15 protein-coding genes and 1 pseudogene are annotated in these 14,239 nt (G+C 44.2%); 4 read left to right on the plus strand and 12 right to left on the minus strand.

Annotation, left to right across the window (positions count from 1 at the left end; genetic code table 11):
- Window positions 1-33: 33 nt before the first annotated feature.
- Window positions 34-234, plus strand: coding sequence for a YwbE family protein (locus tag JRG66_RS06445; protein WP_265165041.1), 201 nt, complete (start codon window positions 34-36; stop codon window positions 232-234).
- Window positions 235-404: 170 nt separating this feature from the next.
- On the opposite strand, the gene JRG66_RS06450 is transcribed toward JRG66_RS06445, so the two are convergent.
- The 3 genes from JRG66_RS06450 to JRG66_RS06460 form a co-directional block, all read right to left on the minus strand.
- Window positions 405-1,616 carry an MFS transporter gene (locus tag JRG66_RS06450; protein WP_265165043.1) on the minus strand — a complete coding sequence of 404 codons (1,212 nt, stop codon included), beginning with the start codon at window positions 1,614-1,616 and terminating at the stop codon, window positions 405-407.
- Between the two features lie 130 nt (window positions 1,617-1,746).
- A complete protein-coding gene (locus tag JRG66_RS06455; protein WP_265165045.1) occupies window positions 1,747-2,694 on the minus strand; it encodes a 2-hydroxyacid dehydrogenase in 948 nt (315 codons plus the stop codon).
- Window positions 2,695-2,699: 5 nt separating this feature from the next.
- Window positions 2,700-3,065 carry a cupin domain-containing protein gene (locus tag JRG66_RS06460; RefSeq protein ID WP_265165047.1) on the minus strand — a complete coding sequence of 122 codons (366 nt, stop codon included), beginning with the start codon at window positions 3,063-3,065 and terminating at the stop codon, window positions 2,700-2,702.
- 125 nt (window positions 3,066-3,190) lie between these two features.
- Here JRG66_RS06460 and JRG66_RS06465 point away from each other — a divergent pair, with 125 nt between their 5' ends.
- Both JRG66_RS06465 and JRG66_RS06470 read left to right on the plus strand, forming a co-directional pair.
- Entirely contained in the window at window positions 3,191-3,403 is a 213-nt protein-coding gene (locus JRG66_RS06465) for a hypothetical protein (RefSeq protein WP_265165048.1), read from the plus strand.
- A pseudogene (locus JRG66_RS06470) lies at window positions 3,393-3,786 on the plus strand (putative toxin-antitoxin system toxin component, PIN family). Before JRG66_RS06465 ends, JRG66_RS06470 begins: the two are co-directional and overlap by 11 nt.
- Window positions 3,787-3,856: 70 nt before the next feature.
- Here the strand turns inward: JRG66_RS06470 and mgtE are convergent.
- The 5 genes from mgtE to serS all read right to left on the minus strand — a co-directional run bounded on the left by mgtE (window position 3,857) and on the right by serS (window position 9,602).
- Window positions 3,857-5,209 carry a magnesium transporter gene (mgtE, locus tag JRG66_RS06475; protein ID WP_265165049.1) on the minus strand — a complete coding sequence of 451 codons (1,353 nt, stop codon included), beginning with the start codon at window positions 5,207-5,209 and terminating at the stop codon, window positions 3,857-3,859.
- The gene (gene rsmA, locus JRG66_RS06480) at window positions 5,199-6,041 is read right to left on the minus strand and encodes a 16S rRNA (adenine(1518)-N(6)/adenine(1519)-N(6))-dimethyltransferase RsmA (RefSeq protein ID WP_265165050.1); all 843 of its coding nucleotides are present in this window, start codon (window positions 6,039-6,041) and stop codon (window positions 5,199-5,201) included. Before rsmA ends, mgtE begins: the two co-directional genes overlap by 11 nt.
- Window positions 6,042-6,055: 14 nt before the next feature.
- Window positions 6,056-6,364, minus strand: a complete 309-nt coding sequence (locus tag JRG66_RS06485; protein WP_265165051.1) for a DUF4286 family protein — start codon at window positions 6,362-6,364, stop codon at window positions 6,056-6,058.
- 49 nt (window positions 6,365-6,413) lie between these two features.
- Window positions 6,414-8,198 (minus strand): tetratricopeptide repeat protein, encoded by a 1,785-nt coding sequence (locus tag JRG66_RS06490; RefSeq protein ID WP_265165052.1) that lies wholly within the window; start codon window positions 8,196-8,198, stop codon window positions 6,414-6,416.
- Between the two features lie 132 nt (window positions 8,199-8,330).
- Complete coding sequence (gene serS / locus JRG66_RS06495; RefSeq protein ID WP_265165054.1) at window positions 8,331-9,602, minus strand: serine--tRNA ligase; 1,272 nt, start codon at window positions 9,600-9,602, stop codon at window positions 8,331-8,333.
- 269 nt (window positions 9,603-9,871) lie between these two features.
- Here serS and JRG66_RS06500 point away from each other — a divergent pair, with 269 nt between their 5' ends.
- The gene (locus JRG66_RS06500) at window positions 9,872-10,438 is read left to right on the plus strand and encodes a thioredoxin family protein (protein ID WP_265165055.1); all 567 of its coding nucleotides are present in this window, start codon (window positions 9,872-9,874) and stop codon (window positions 10,436-10,438) included.
- Window positions 10,439-10,519: 81 nt separating this feature from the next.
- On the opposite strand, the gene JRG66_RS06505 is transcribed toward JRG66_RS06500, so the two are convergent.
- The 4 genes from JRG66_RS06505 to JRG66_RS06520 all read right to left on the minus strand — a co-directional run bounded on the left by JRG66_RS06505 (window position 10,520) and on the right by JRG66_RS06520 (window position 14,129).
- Window positions 10,520-11,869 carry an HTTM domain-containing protein gene (locus tag JRG66_RS06505; protein WP_265165057.1) on the minus strand — a complete coding sequence of 450 codons (1,350 nt, stop codon included), beginning with the start codon at window positions 11,867-11,869 and terminating at the stop codon, window positions 10,520-10,522.
- On the minus strand, window positions 11,859-12,797 hold the full coding sequence (locus JRG66_RS06510; RefSeq protein WP_265165059.1) for a bifunctional riboflavin kinase/FAD synthetase: 939 nt from the start codon (window positions 12,795-12,797) through the stop codon (window positions 11,859-11,861). Before JRG66_RS06510 ends, JRG66_RS06505 begins: the two co-directional genes overlap by 11 nt.
- A 9-nt stretch (window positions 12,798-12,806) precedes the next feature.
- On the minus strand, window positions 12,807-13,430 hold the full coding sequence (pth, locus tag JRG66_RS06515) for an aminoacyl-tRNA hydrolase (protein ID WP_265165060.1): 624 nt from the start codon (window positions 13,428-13,430) through the stop codon (window positions 12,807-12,809).
- A gap of 75 nt (window positions 13,431-13,505) precedes the next feature.
- Window positions 13,506-14,129 carry a 50S ribosomal protein L25/general stress protein Ctc gene (locus JRG66_RS06520; protein WP_265165061.1) on the minus strand — a complete coding sequence of 208 codons (624 nt, stop codon included), beginning with the start codon at window positions 14,127-14,129 and terminating at the stop codon, window positions 13,506-13,508.
- Window positions 14,130-14,239 lie beyond the last annotated feature (110 nt).

Here is a 14,239-nt window from a genome sequence, read left to right on the forward strand (position 1 = left end):
ACTTCGGAAAAATATCAATCAAAAAGCACATTTTTGAAACCTACAAGAAAGGAGATTGTTCCCGGAAGCCGTGTGGCCATAGTTCAGAAGCAGGATCAGCGATCTGGCCGACTTACCTATGGCTACGTGGCTGACATACTCACCAAATCGCCCATGCACCCGCACGGCATAAAGGTGAGGCTGGAAACAGGCGAAGTAGGAAGAGTTCAGAAAATTGAGGATTCACTGGTATAATCAATTCACATTGATCAGTTAACAATATTCAGCCTTAATTCGTAATTCCAGTAACGTGCTAATCTCTTCTGTTCTTTTCCCATTGATGAAAAAGAACCAAAAAATCTAGGCTTACGAAAATGTTGCTAAAATTTTCGATAGGCCGTTGGTGATGTAAAACGGAAGAATTTTTAAACCGTTTCAAGATCCTGATATGATTTGATACGCTGGGAATTGATGATAATAAGTAGCATCAACACAAAAATTCCGGCCATAATATGTTCAAAACCCACACCGGCGTCCATTAGCAATCCCACCACCAGTGGTCCTAGAGCGGTACTTATCACCGAAAACATTGTAAAAACGCTTCTTATCACCCCCATCTTCCCGGTGCCGTAGAGTTCGGCTATGAGAGCGGTCTTAACAGTTCCCGAGACTCCCATGGTAATTCCGGCGGTGACCAGAAAGATAAGTGCCCCAAGAATGCTATCCATAAAAGCAAAAGGCAGAAGCCCCAGGTTTACAGGAATGAGGTAATATCTAAAGAGCTTTCGGGCGGTAAATTTATCAACCCACAGCCCTCCGAATAATGAAAAGAGAAAGCGGGTAACGGCATATACCGTAAAAAAAGTAGCGTACAACTGAATTGACCAGCCTTTGTTTTCAACAAAAACGTACTGATAAAAGAAAATGGCCGTAGCCGAAAAACTAAGTATAAAACTCGCCGGCATCATTACGCCAAACCTTCGGTCTAATACCACCGATCTATAATCTTTTAGCAGTGCAAAGGGCGAGGGGCTCCCCTCTTTAGAAAGCTCCCGGTCAAAATTATCGAGCCTATTAAACTTCAGCCTAACAAGGTAAAGGAGCAGGAAAATCCCGCTTGCAATTGCGGCAACTCGCCAGTCAAACCAACTTATTAAAAAGGCAATAATAAGCGGAAAAACAGCTTCCCCCACAGAAAAACCCAGGGATGAAAAGCTGAGGGCTTTCCCCCTGTCGGCCACAAATTGTTTAGACATGATGGTCATGCTAATATGCGTGAGCAGGCCCTGCCCCGACAATCGCAGGCCGGTAATGGCAAGGATGAGCAGCAGGATATTTTCTGAAACGCCCAATAAAATACTGGAGAGTGCCAGGGCGGCCACAGTGCAGGCAGTAACCTTTTTTACCGGCTTGTGGTCTACCGTATGGCCTACCGAAAGCATGATAAAAGAGGCAGCAACGGTACAGCCAGCGTAAATGGCTCCAAAAGCACCTTCCGAGATTTGAAAGGACCTGATGATCTCGGGCACGTAGAGCGAAATAAGGAAGGTTTGCCCAAAGCCCGACAACAGCGTGAGCAGCCAGCCAAAGCTTACCGTCCTGAAATTCCCTTTTAGAAAGTAAAAATAATCCTTCAAAATGCCTTTTTTGAGCCTGCAAAGGTATGGCCTTATTCTCGCAGGGAAAAGGTTTTTGCTAGGATAAGCTCATGAGCTGACCGTACTATAGAATTAAATTGGGGAGACAACCCAGGGTTGTCTGTACAGATCATAGGTCCTTGAAATGATCTATGATCTTTTGAGCTATAGTATCTGCCAGCTTTTTGTGAGATTCCACTGTCCAGCCAGCAACATGCGGACTAAGCAGCACATTTGGCATCACCAATAACTGCTGCAGGGCTTCCGGCATTTCTGCACCTTCAGAAAAAAGGCTTTCAAAAGAGCTTTTTTCGTACTCCAGTACATCGAGACCTGCACCCAGGATCTTTTTAGAATGAAGGGCTGCAACGAGGTCTTCGGTCACCACACTTTTTCCGCGGGCGGTATTGAGCAGCCAGAAAGGTTTTTCAAAAGCTGTGATAAAATCTTTGTTCAACATCTTATTGGTCTGGGGAGTCCAGGGTGTGTGCAGGCTCACCACATCGCATTCCTTTTGAAACTTCTCTAAGGAAACCTGTTCTGCAAACTCATCTCCCACCCCTTCCAAAATGTCATAACAAAGCACTTTTACATCAAACCCCTGAAATTTTTTGGCAAAGGATTTCCCCATATTTCCGTAGCCAATGATACCCACTGTTTTACCTTCCAGTTCCAATCCGCGGTTGGCTTCCCGGTACCACAATCCTTCCCGCACCTGCCTGTCGGCCTGATTTAGTTTATTAAAAAGGGAAAGCAGCATTCCCAGGGCGTGTTCACCAACGGCATTGCGATTACCTTCGGGCGCCGAAAAAAGCTTCACTCCTTTTTGTTCAGCATAATCTACATCTATACTTTCCAGGCCTGCGCCAACACGGGCAATGAACCTAAGGTTGGGAGCCGCATCGAGAAATTCCCTGCCAATGTGGAACCGGCTTCTAATCACAATACCGTCATAGAGATGCTGGTTTTCCAGGATCTCCTGTTCACTTTGGGTATAGGCTTCTATATTCTGGTGCCCTGCTGCTTCAAGTTGTTGTAGTAAAACAGGATGATTAGAATCGGCGTGAAGAATGGTCATGAAAATCAGATTTTTGGATAGTCAGATTGGGTAAGGCTGTTTTGTACATCCCCGGTGTGTTTAGTGCTGAGTTTTTCGAAGAGCATAATATGTACTTCTTCCCCATTTTTGGTCATGGGGCAGTGTTTTACTCCTTTGGGAACAATGATGATCTCCCCTTCCCGTACAGTCTCGGTGCGATCTTCAAACTGAAGATATAAAGTACCTTTTATTACCTGAAAGAGCTCGTCTTCGTCGTCGTGCTTATGCCACACAAATTCATCTTTTACCTTTGCCACGAGCACCTGCATATCGTTCACCACTCCAATTTGCCGCGGATGCCAGTGACTGCTGAAGCTCTGTAGTTTTTCCTTTAGATTTATTGTTTTCATCTTCCAAAGATAAAAGTAAAATGAGAAAAAACTTCCGCAGATTATATTCGCAGAACATAAATTATAAGCTGCAATTAAATGGCTTAAGGAAGGAAAATAAATTGTAGATTTATAAAAAAAGAGCAATGGAAACTTTAAGAGTCGACATTATCAATCCAAAAGCTAAGAAAATTCTAAAAGAGTTAGCTGATCTCAATCTAATTAAAATTAAAGAAGAAAAAAAATCAGATTTTTCCAAACTTGTAAAAAAAATAAGATCTAAGCCCGTTGAGAATATCAATCTTGAAGAGATAACCAAAGAAGTTGAAAGCGTGAGAAATTCACGATATGAAGAATAAGAGAATAATTCTGGACACCAACATCTGGATTAGCTTTTTAATTTCTAAAAATTATACTGAAATAGATAACCTAATCTTAACAAGCAGGTTTACTTTATTATTCTCCAATGAATCTTTAGAAGAATTTATTGAGGTAGTGAACCGGCCAAAATTTAAAAAGATCTTTTTTAAATTTATTTGATCAATATGCGGAGTTAATAGTAATTCAATCTAATACGCATATTTGCCGGGATCCAAAAGATAACTTCCTCCTCGATTTAGCCATTGATGGAAAAGCTGATTTTCTAATTACCGGTGATAAGGATCTATTAGTAGTTGGAAAAATATCAGGAACTCAAATAATCACTTTTCAGGATTTTCTAAAAAAAATAACTTCAGATTAATTTACAGGCATACTTACTTCAATTACTACCTCACAATACACTACAAAAATTCAGAAAGTTCTTTTCTAGCTTAAAATCCTAAGATTAACTTGGCTATCGTGAAATAAATAAGGATCCCGAAAATGTCGTTGCTGGTGGTAATAAAAGGCCCGGTGGCCATGGCAGGATCTATCCCGAACCTGTCTAAAATAATGGGCACAAAGGTACCTATGAGCGAAGCAATTACGATCACCGAGATAAGCGAAATTCCTACCGTAAGCCCAAACCAGAAATCAAAACCCAGCAGGAAAATACCGCCAATAATAAGCAGTAATGCCAGCGCCGAGCCGTTTAAAAGGCTTAATAAAATTTCTTTGATAAGCCGGTTTAGCAGCGAACCGCTAAGGCTTTGATTTGCCAGACCCTGCAGCACAATGGCCGAAGACTGCACCCCCACATTTCCCGCCATTGCCGCAATAAGCGGCACAAAAAAGAAAAGGGCGGCATGCTCCTGCATGGCGGCATCAAAAGTGCCCAGCACCGTCACAGACACAAACCCTCCAAAAAGGGCCAGAATGAGCCAGGGCAATCTCGCCCGGGTGAGCCGCAGGATGGAATCATCGGCCTCTACATCTTCAGAAATACCGGCTGCGAGCTGGTAATCCCTTTCGGCTTCATCCCGAATAAAATCCACGATATCATCAATGGTCACCCGGCCTACCAGCCGGCCCATCTCATCTACCACGGGAATAGCTTCCAGGTCGTACTTCTGCATGATGCGGGCAACCTCCTCGCCTTTGGTATGCACCGTCACATAATCTACCTTATCTATATAAACGTCGCTAATATTTGCCTTGCTGGAGGCCGTAAGCAGGTCTTTAAGAGACAGCCTCCCCTTCAGCTTCCCCCTGTCATCTACTACATAAATGGAATGTACCCGGGTGACGTTTTCGCCCTGGGCCTTCATTTCGGCGAGAGAGCCGGTTACGCTCCAGTTCTCATTTACCTTCACCAGCTCTTTGGCCATGAGCCCCCCGGCCGAATTCTCATCGTAGCGCAGCAGCTCTACAATATGCTCGGCGTGTTCTTCATCTGAGATTTCCTGGATAACTTCCTGTTTTCTTTCTTCGGAAAGTTCGGCGATGATATCGGCTGCATCATCGGTATCCATATTTTCGAGCTCCTCGGCAATCTCTTTGGCCGACAGGTTGTCGAGAATGCGCTCTCTCATGTCTTCCTCAAGCTCCATAAGGGCTTCGGAAGTCTTGGTGCTGTCTAGCAGCTTTATGATATAGGTGGCTTGGTCAAGCTCCAGCTCGTGGATGATCTCGGCAATATCGGCGTGGTGTACCTCATCCAGCAGCTTCAGGAGCTCGTCATCGCGCTTCTCTTCAATAAGAAGCTGAATATGCTCAATATATTCTTCGCTTACCTCAAATTGCATAAGGCTGGATCTTTTGTGTGAGTTCAATGAAACGGGCGGTGCTCAGCTGCTCCGGCCGCAGGTCAAAGATAGCATCTTCTTTAATATTATCGGGCAGGTCAAAGACCTTAAGACTGTTGCGAAGGGTTTTTCTTCGCTGCTGAAAAGCGGTTTTTACCACCCTGAAGAACAACTTTTCATTTACGGGCAGGGAAAAATCTTCTTTCCGTCTAAACCGCAGCACGCCACTGTCTACTTTTGGAGGCGGATTAAACACTGAAGGCGGCACGGTAAACAGGTACTCGGCCTCGTAGAATGCCTGTACCAAAACTGAAAGTATCCCGTAGGTCCTGCTGCCTTCCTTTTCGCAAATACGCTGCGCCACTTCTTTCTGGAACATGCCCGAAAATTCCGGGATATACTCCCGAAGCTCCAGCATCTTAAAAACAATCTGGCTGGAAATGTTGTACGGGAAATTGCCAATTATGGCGAACTGATCCTGCTTAAAGATCTCGCTGAGATCGTACTTCAAAAAGTCCTTTTCATGGATCTTTCCCTCAAGGGCGGGGTAATGTTCATTTAAATAAGACACACTTTCGGTGTCTATTTCTATTACGTGAAGATCGGTATCCTTTTTCAGCAGATATTTGGTGAGCACACCCATTCCCGGGCCAATTTCGAGCACATGAGGATATCCCGAATAACCCAGCGTGCCGGCAATCCTTTCGGCTACAGATTCATCGGTCAAAAAATGCTGGCCAAGGTGTTTCTTAGCCTTCACATCCCCTTCCTGATGGCCGGGCGCAGTATTATTGTGGCGGTTCCCACCTTTTTTATGGTAATTTTTTTTCATGGGTAACGTAATTTCTACTGCTCGCTCACAACTTCAAGCTCTGTTCTGAAAGCAACAAATTTCCCTTCAAAAATGGCAGATTTTCTTCTTAATCTTTCGGCGTCTTCTTCGTAATAACGCTGCAGCATTTGCCTGTTTTTGGCAGTAAACTGAACAGAATAGGTTATCCCGCCCATTTCCTCGTTCACCAGTACCCTGGTCATAAGGGCTTTAATGAATTTTTTGGTGTTGAGCATTTCGGGGATGTGTTCATTTTTCATCCACTCCACCCACTTTTCGTGAACGTCTTCCTGGATGTTGACGGTAACATTATAGATATACATAGACTGTAGCTTCTTTAGAAAAATAAGGGAGTTTTAACTGAATAAAACCTTATTCAATCTCGTCTCCCCGAAGTTGCCTGAATTTTTTCCGGGCATCGACAAAGTAAATACTATCGGCGTAATTAAAGATAATTTTTTCATAAAACTCCCGGGCTTTCTGCGGTTGTTCCAGTTTTTGGACATAAAGTTCGGCCAGGTAGTAGTGGGCGTTGTCTCCCAAAATGTCATTCTGGTAATGCGTTATAAGCCTGAGGTAATTCTCTTCGGCTTTCTTATACTGCCCGGTTTGTTCAAAGAGTTTTGCCTGCTTTAAAAGGGCATCGTCTTCTATACTTTCACCTCTATGGGCGGCCAGCACACTATCTAACAACTTAATGGCTTCTCTTTCCCGCTCCTGAAAAGCCAGTAAATCGGCACGGGCATATTTTTTGAGCGCCGCCCGGGTAGTGTCTTCCCGGGAATTCTCGTTAATCAACAAACTGAGTTCCATAGCATCATTTGCGATCAATTGCGAGGTAGCCGATTTTAAAACATCCAACTGAATGTTCGCCCACTCAAAATCTCCTTTGTAATAGCTGGTTTTTGCCACCTTGAACCTGGCCATTTGTGCAACAACATCATTTTCTATGAGATTTTGCACCTGCGAATAGTAGATCAGGGCCTGGTTGAACTTCTCATCGAGCACAAGTATATCGGCCAGTGCCATCTTTAAGGCGGCTTCCTCGAATTCTTTCAGGTCGCGGTCAAGAAAATCCCGCAGCACTTTTTCTGCTGTTGGGATCTCTGCCTGCTTAAAGGCGAGAAAATTCGCATAATCTATGTACAGGGACAGCATAGCCGGACCATTCCCATAGGTGTCAAAAAGGGCATTATAGCCCTGCTTTATTTCTGAAAATTGTTCCTTCGGAAGTGTTTGCTGAAGAATGTTCAGGCGCAGCTGGTGTGCCTGAAGTTTCAGGTCCTGGTTTGGAGCTTCAGCAATAATAAAATCTAGCACATCAAGTGCGGTTTGCAGCTGCCCTTCTTCCCGGGCCATTACCGTAAGCCTTAAAATAGCTCCCAAACCTTCATTAGACCTGCGGTAAATGGCTTTTTCCTGCTGAAAAGCCTTCTGATATTCTTTTTGCTGAATGAACAACCAGCTCAACATATTGTTATAAAGAATATTCTGGTCTTCCTGAAGCCTTTTCAGCAATAATTTCCTGAAAGTGATGTTGGCCTCATTAGCGGGATCATCGGTAATGAACTGCCCGTAAATGCGGCTTACGCCTGGCAAAAGATCGGGGTTGTTTCCCAGCACGTCTATATAGTTACTAAACATCTTCTCTATCTCCCCCTGTTCGCCGTAAAGCCTGGCGAGCTGGATGTTGTATTCGGCATCGGGGTTCATTTTCATCCCCAGCTCATAAGCCGTTACGGCCTTGTCGAGTTTGCTGTATTTCTCAAAAGCCCTGGCTATGGGAAATGCGTAATTGGGCCTTGATTCTATTGCCTTTAAAGCTTCATCGTAAAATTTGAGAGCCTGCTCAGATTTCCCCTGCAATTCAAAGTTATGGCCCAGCTCCACGAGGTAATGTGGCGCATTGGCAGTATTGTTCACCCTTTCCTTGAGCAGCCTTTCTGCCTCAGAGTATTTTTCAAGTTGCTGATATGTGGCAATGAGCCCGTAGAAAAATGAGGAATTATCTGGCTCCTGGTCTAGAAGCTTCTCGTAGATGTTTTCGGCTTTTTCAAATTCCCCCCGGTCAAAGTAATTGCGGGCCAGCTGCTCAGACTGAGCAAAACCGGAAACATGCGCGCAAAGAAGAATGAGAAAGAAGTAGAGGGAACGCATCTGCAAGTGTTTTGAGTAAAGATAAGAAAATGCCCTTTTTAGCACCTGAAAGAGAGGGATTTATTCTATTAAAAGCAAAGACCTCACAGGTTTGAAAAATCTGTGAGGTCTCAAAATATTATGCCACTTTTTTTAATCAATCATATCAAAACCGGTATAAGGCACCAGCACATCGGGCACCTTAATTCCCGCCGGGGTCTGGTAGTTCTCAAGGATTCCTGCCAGTACACGTGGCAGGGCAAGGGCACTTCCGTTAAGGGTATGTGCCAGCTGCTTGGAACCATCGGCCGATTTGTACCTCAGTTTTAACCTGTTGGCCTGGAAAGTTTCGAAATTTGAACATGAACTTATCTCCAGCCAGCGATCCTGCGCCGTAGAGAAGACTTCAAAATCATAGGTAAGAGCCGAGGTAAAGCCAATATCACCTCCGCATAACCTCAAAATGCGATAGGGCAGCTTTAAATCCCTGAGTATATTCTTTACCTGCTCTACCATCTGGTCAAGAGCGGCATAAGAATTTTCGGGTTTCTCTATTCTCACTATCTCCACTTTATCAAACTGGTGAAGACGGTTTAGCCCTCTAACATGCGCGCCGTAAGACCCCGCTTCCCTTCTAAAACAGGGCGTATACCCGGTACAGGCAATGGGAAGGTCGTTCTCGTTGAGCATATCATCGCGGAACATATTGGTAATAGGAACTTCTGCCGTAGGAATAAGATAGAGGTTATCTTCGGTGACATGGTACATTTGCCCTTCTTTGTCGGGCAACTGCCCGGTTCCGTAACCAGAAGCCTCATTCACCATAAGCGGCATCTGGAACTCTGTATAACCAGCCGCCACGTTCTTATCTAAAAAGTAAGAAATAAGGGCTCGTTGCAGGCGTGCACCTTTTCCCTTGTACACAGGGAAACCGGCGCCGGTGATCTTATTTCCGAGCTCAAAATCTATGATGTCGTACTTCTTTGCCAGCTCCCAGTGCGGCAGGGCATCGCTGGCCAGCTGCGGCACTTCCCCCTCGCGAAAAACTTCTTCATTGTCTTCTTCGGAAGCCCCTGCAGGAACAAGCTCATTCGGAATATTTGGAATGTTGTAAAGGTGCCTGTTAAGAGCCAGGGTGGTTTCGGCAAGCTTTTCTGAAAGTTCTTTGGCAGCCTCCTTCAATTCTAAAGTTTGCTGCTTCAGCTGATTCGCCTTCAGGTGCTCTCCTGTTTTAAAAAGCATTCCTATCTCCTTGGAGAGACGGTTTGATTCGGCTAATTTCTCGTCGAGCGTGGCTTGTGTGGAACGACGGGTTTCATCAAGCTCAAGCACTTCAGAAAAAACTTCTTCAGCATCAAAATTTCTCTTTTTCAAGGCTTTAATATATGCCTCCTTGTTGGCCCTGATATTGGCTACCTGTAACATAGATCTAATATTTGGATTTGCGCAAGCGTATTTCTTCCGCCAGAAAAGCAAAAGTAACAAAAGCCCCGTAAACATTTGATCTTCCCAACCAAGAGATAATAAAAATGTTCTCCCAGCTTTCATCCCGGTGAGAATTTTGTCGCCTTAAACTTTTGCGCTGGCACAACTTCATGCCTACCTTTGTTAAAACAACTTTTCGGGCATCTTTTAGTGATAAAAATGCTGAAGAATGTTTGTAACCAATTTTATTTCACTTCAAGCCACAACATATGACTTTTGAACAATACCGCAGGCACTTTGAAACTATAAAAGACACGCCTTTAGAGCAGCAGAAAGCTCCCTATGATAAGGAAGATTACCTCAACTATACAAAACTGAACTGGTCTCGCATGAACCGCTGGCTGAAGACCGGGAAGATCACGGCTGACTTTCAAAATGCCCTTCAGCAGATACACCAACCCCAGCAGTGGATTGTTATAACAGAACCCTGGTGCGGGGATGCAGCGCATATTACGCCCTTTCTGGAACTTGCAGGCCGTGAGAACCCCATGATTAGTGTTTCGTATGAGCTTAGGGACAGTGAACCGTTCAGGATAGAAAATTACCGCACCAATGGCACGCTCTCTATCCCTAAGCTTATCATACTCGATGAAAATGGAAATGACCTCGCCACCTGGGGGCCACGCCCGGCCGAATGCCAGAAAATTTTTGAAAAATTAAAGGCTGAAAAAGCCACTTTTGAAAAGATCAAGGAAGAAATCCAGCAATGGTACAATTCTAACAAAGGGCTGGAGATTCAGAAGGAATTAGCTCTTCTGGTCAAGGAAATTGTGTGAAAAAGGAAAAATTTCAGGTTAAATTAAAGACCGGGGCAGGGTGATTTTCTTCCCTCTCCGGTCTTTTCTTTTTCCTGAATTCTACTTACTGCTGCCAGGGAATTCTTCATCTTTTTCCTCATTATAAGGCAGGATCCAGTCGTGATGTTCAAAATGCTTCCATTCTTCGGCTGCGAGATCAACTTTAGGGTCTATGAATGGCTTGTATCGCCTCCTGTTCACGCTTACCCTGCTGTCTACATACACCTCCACCTCTTTTCCTTCCAGTTCATATTCTTTTTCGAGGCGTTGGGCAAATTGCCAGATCATATCGGGTTTTGAACCCAAAGCCCGCTGTTGTTTTGCTGAAAGGTAATCTTCATTCTGAATATAGATCGTGTCTTTAGGCTTTGCCTTATCTACCACCTTAAACCTGATCTGGCCAGATTTTGACCTCAACATCATACGCCAGCTAAGACGATGACCTTCTTCGGTCCACAGCACGTCATCTTTGAAGAACCAGTGCCTTACAGGCAAGGCCGCCTGCACCAGCAGCCAAATTGCCATAAAACCAACGATCAAATTCCGGTTTTTGGGGACTTCTACTTCAGCTGCGGAATAATGTGGCTTTTTCCATAGAAAATACCTGTTGATGTTTTCCGTAGAAAAAAAGAAAATGGTAAAAGCCAGCGCGAGGTAAGGAAAAATGCCAATGTGAAAAATGAAGCTGTTGAAGAGGTGAAAGAACACAGCTGCCAAAAATGCCAAAATTCGGGTGCGTTTCCACAGCAGTAGCGGGATGATGAGCAGGTCAAAAAAGAACCCGAACCAGGCAATGGTATGGTGTACCCAGGGCTGCTGAAGGAAATCTCCTACCAGCCAGTAATGTTTTCTTGCAGCCATTAATATTCCCGGAAGGGTCGCGTCAAACCAGTCGGGGTAGATCTTGGCCACCGCCGCGTAGGTATAGACAATCGCCATTTGAACCACCAGCAGGACCCAAACCCAGCGTGGCATACTCAGTTTTTTCAAGGCCGGGTTAATACGCACATCAACCGAAGCATACCTGTGTGCAGGGAGGAGGCTCATCAAAAAGCACAGCAGCATTAAGAGGTAGTAGTGGTTGTTGTAGGATGATTTCTGCATCAGGTAAACAGCGGCCCACATTACTGTATACACCAGGATACTGAACCTGTATTTGAACCCGAGCATTACAAAGATGCCAAAAAGCCCCATTACCGCATAGTACCAGAGCATGCCGTTGCCCGGCAAAGGCTGCAGAAATTCAAAGCCGATAAAATTAAAAGTGAATTCGGGTTCAATAAACACTCTTCTTACCCAACCAGTAAAGATTGCACCAAAAGCTTCAATGGCCAACAATGCCCCAAATAATATCCTGAACACGATAAGTGCCGAATTATCTATGCGGGTAAAAAGCCATTTATTGAGCATAATTGTCGCGAATATACTGGTGACTAAAAGCCTCGTCCTGCTTCATGGCAATTTTTAATGCCTCTACCGAATCAAATTTTTTCTCGTCCCTTATCCGGGTGAGAAGTTCAATAGAAAGCTGTTTTCCGTAAAGGTCTTTACTGAAGTCAAAAAAGTTGGTTTCAATGGTCTTTTCGGTACCGCCCACAGTGGGGTTTGTTCCAATGCTCATCATCCCAAACACCATCTCGCCATCAATTTTTGATCTCACCACATAAACGCCATTTTTGGGAATTAGCTTGTAGTTTTCCTTTACTTCAAGGTTGGCAGTGGGAAATGAGAACTCGGTTCCCAAACCCTTACCCCTCACCACAGTTCCTGCCAGGGAAAAGGGGTAACTAAGGTAACGGTTGGCCTTCTCAACCCTTCCTTCCAAAAGGGCATTCCTGATCTTTGTAGAACTCACCGCCACGTCTTCAACGTCCTGCTTGGAGATCTCCTCTACCTCAAAATTGTATTCTTCCCCAAAAGCCCTCAGGTCGTTAATATCGGCAGTGCGGTTTCGCCCAAAACGATGGTCATAACCAATGATCACTTTTTTGGCTTTGAGCTTATGCACCAGGATGTCCCTCACAAATTCGCGTGCCGAAAGCCTTGAAAACTGCTGAGTGAAAGGATGAACAATTAGGTGGTCTATCCCGCTTTGTTCCAGGATATCCTTTCGTTCTTCTATGGTATTGATAAGTTTAATATCGGCATCCTTTTGAAGTACCATCCTCGGGTGAGGGAAAAAGGTAAGTATAGCCGACTCCAGATTCCCGGCTTTTGCTGTATTTACCAGCCTTTGAATTATTTTTTGATGCCCTATGTGTACCCCGTCAAAAGTACCTATAGTGACTACTGTATGATGCTTGCTGTGAAAAGCGTGTGCTCCTTTGTGTTCTTCCAAGACTTACTGCTATTTCCCGTTAAAGGTATTCATTGTGTTATTAATGCCCGCCGTGCCAAAAGATCTTATCACTTCAGCCGATTTCTCCAGGCGTTCGGGCAGCATTTTATTTTCCTCTTCCTCCCATTCTCCCAGCACATAATCTACCTGCCTGCCTTTAGAGAAGGCGTCACTAATGCCAAAACGAAATCGGTTATAGGCCGTGGTTCCCAGCTGCGCCTGAATATCCTTTAGACCGTTGTGCCCGCCATCGCTGCCTTTGGTTTTTACCCTAATGGTGCCAAAAGCGAGGTTGAGATCATCGGTAATGACCAGCAGGTGCTCCAGAGGGACTTTCTCCTTCTGCAGCCAGTAATTTACTGCTTTCCCGCTTAGGTTCATATAAGTGGAAGGCTTTAGCAGAATAAATGTGCGGCCTTTAAATTTATAGGTAGCTATATCTCCCAGCTTTTGGGATTCAAAAGTAAGTCCTTCTTTTTCCGCCAGAAAATCCAGGATCTTAAACCCGATGTTGTGGCGCGTATTGTGGTATTTGGGGCCAATATTTCCCAGACCCACAATGAGAAATTTTTTCATAGTAGGAATTTCTTCTTTAGGTGTTTTTGCTAACAATCTTCCAAAAAAGGATAGCATGTGCGACTTTTTGGTAAAAATAAAAAAAGCATCCCGATTTGGGATGCTTTATATTCTGATAAGAAGTCTGGAAGCTTATTCAGTTTCGTTAACTTCTGTTGCAGGTACTTCGTCTTCTGCAGTTTCTTCTTCATCATCGGTATCGGCGATAACGTTACGAGAAGTTCTAACCTGGCAAACCACAGTGTTATCTGGGTGCATGATCTTGAAGTTATCACTTTTCAATGCAGTAACGTAAAGTTTGTTACCAATTCTTAAAGGAGTAATATCGGCTTCGATAAAATCTGGAAGATTTCCCGGAAGACCTTTTACCCTCATGCGGCGAAGGTTAAATCTCAATACCCCACCATTCTTCACACCACGGGCAACACCTGTAGTATGTACAGGGATTTCCATAGTGATTTCTTTGTCTTCAAAGATCTGGTAGAAATCTATATGCAAAATTGCATCGGTTACCGGGTGAAACTGGATATCCTGCAGTACAGCATTGAATACCTCGCCTCCTTCAAGCTTAATCTCTACAGTGTGAACATCTGGCGTGTATACCAGGCTTTTAAAAGCAATTTCTTCAGCTGCAAAATGCAATGGCGCGTCTCCCCCGTATAATACGCAAGGAACCTGTCCAGCATTACGTAGGGCTTTTGTAGCTTTCTTGCCCACGCTTTCTCTTTTAGATCCGTTGATCGTAATTGATTTCATTGTTAAAAATTTTAGGCTGCAAAAGTAAATCTTTTTTTGAGCTAATAAAAGCTTCGCGCCTAATTATTTATAACGAAAGATTCCTGGCAGCAATAGCTGAATATTAAAAG

It is taken from the genome of Salinimicrobium tongyeongense, assembly GCF_026109735.1.
Taxonomy (GTDB): domain Bacteria; phylum Bacteroidota; class Bacteroidia; order Flavobacteriales; family Flavobacteriaceae; genus Salinimicrobium; species Salinimicrobium tongyeongense.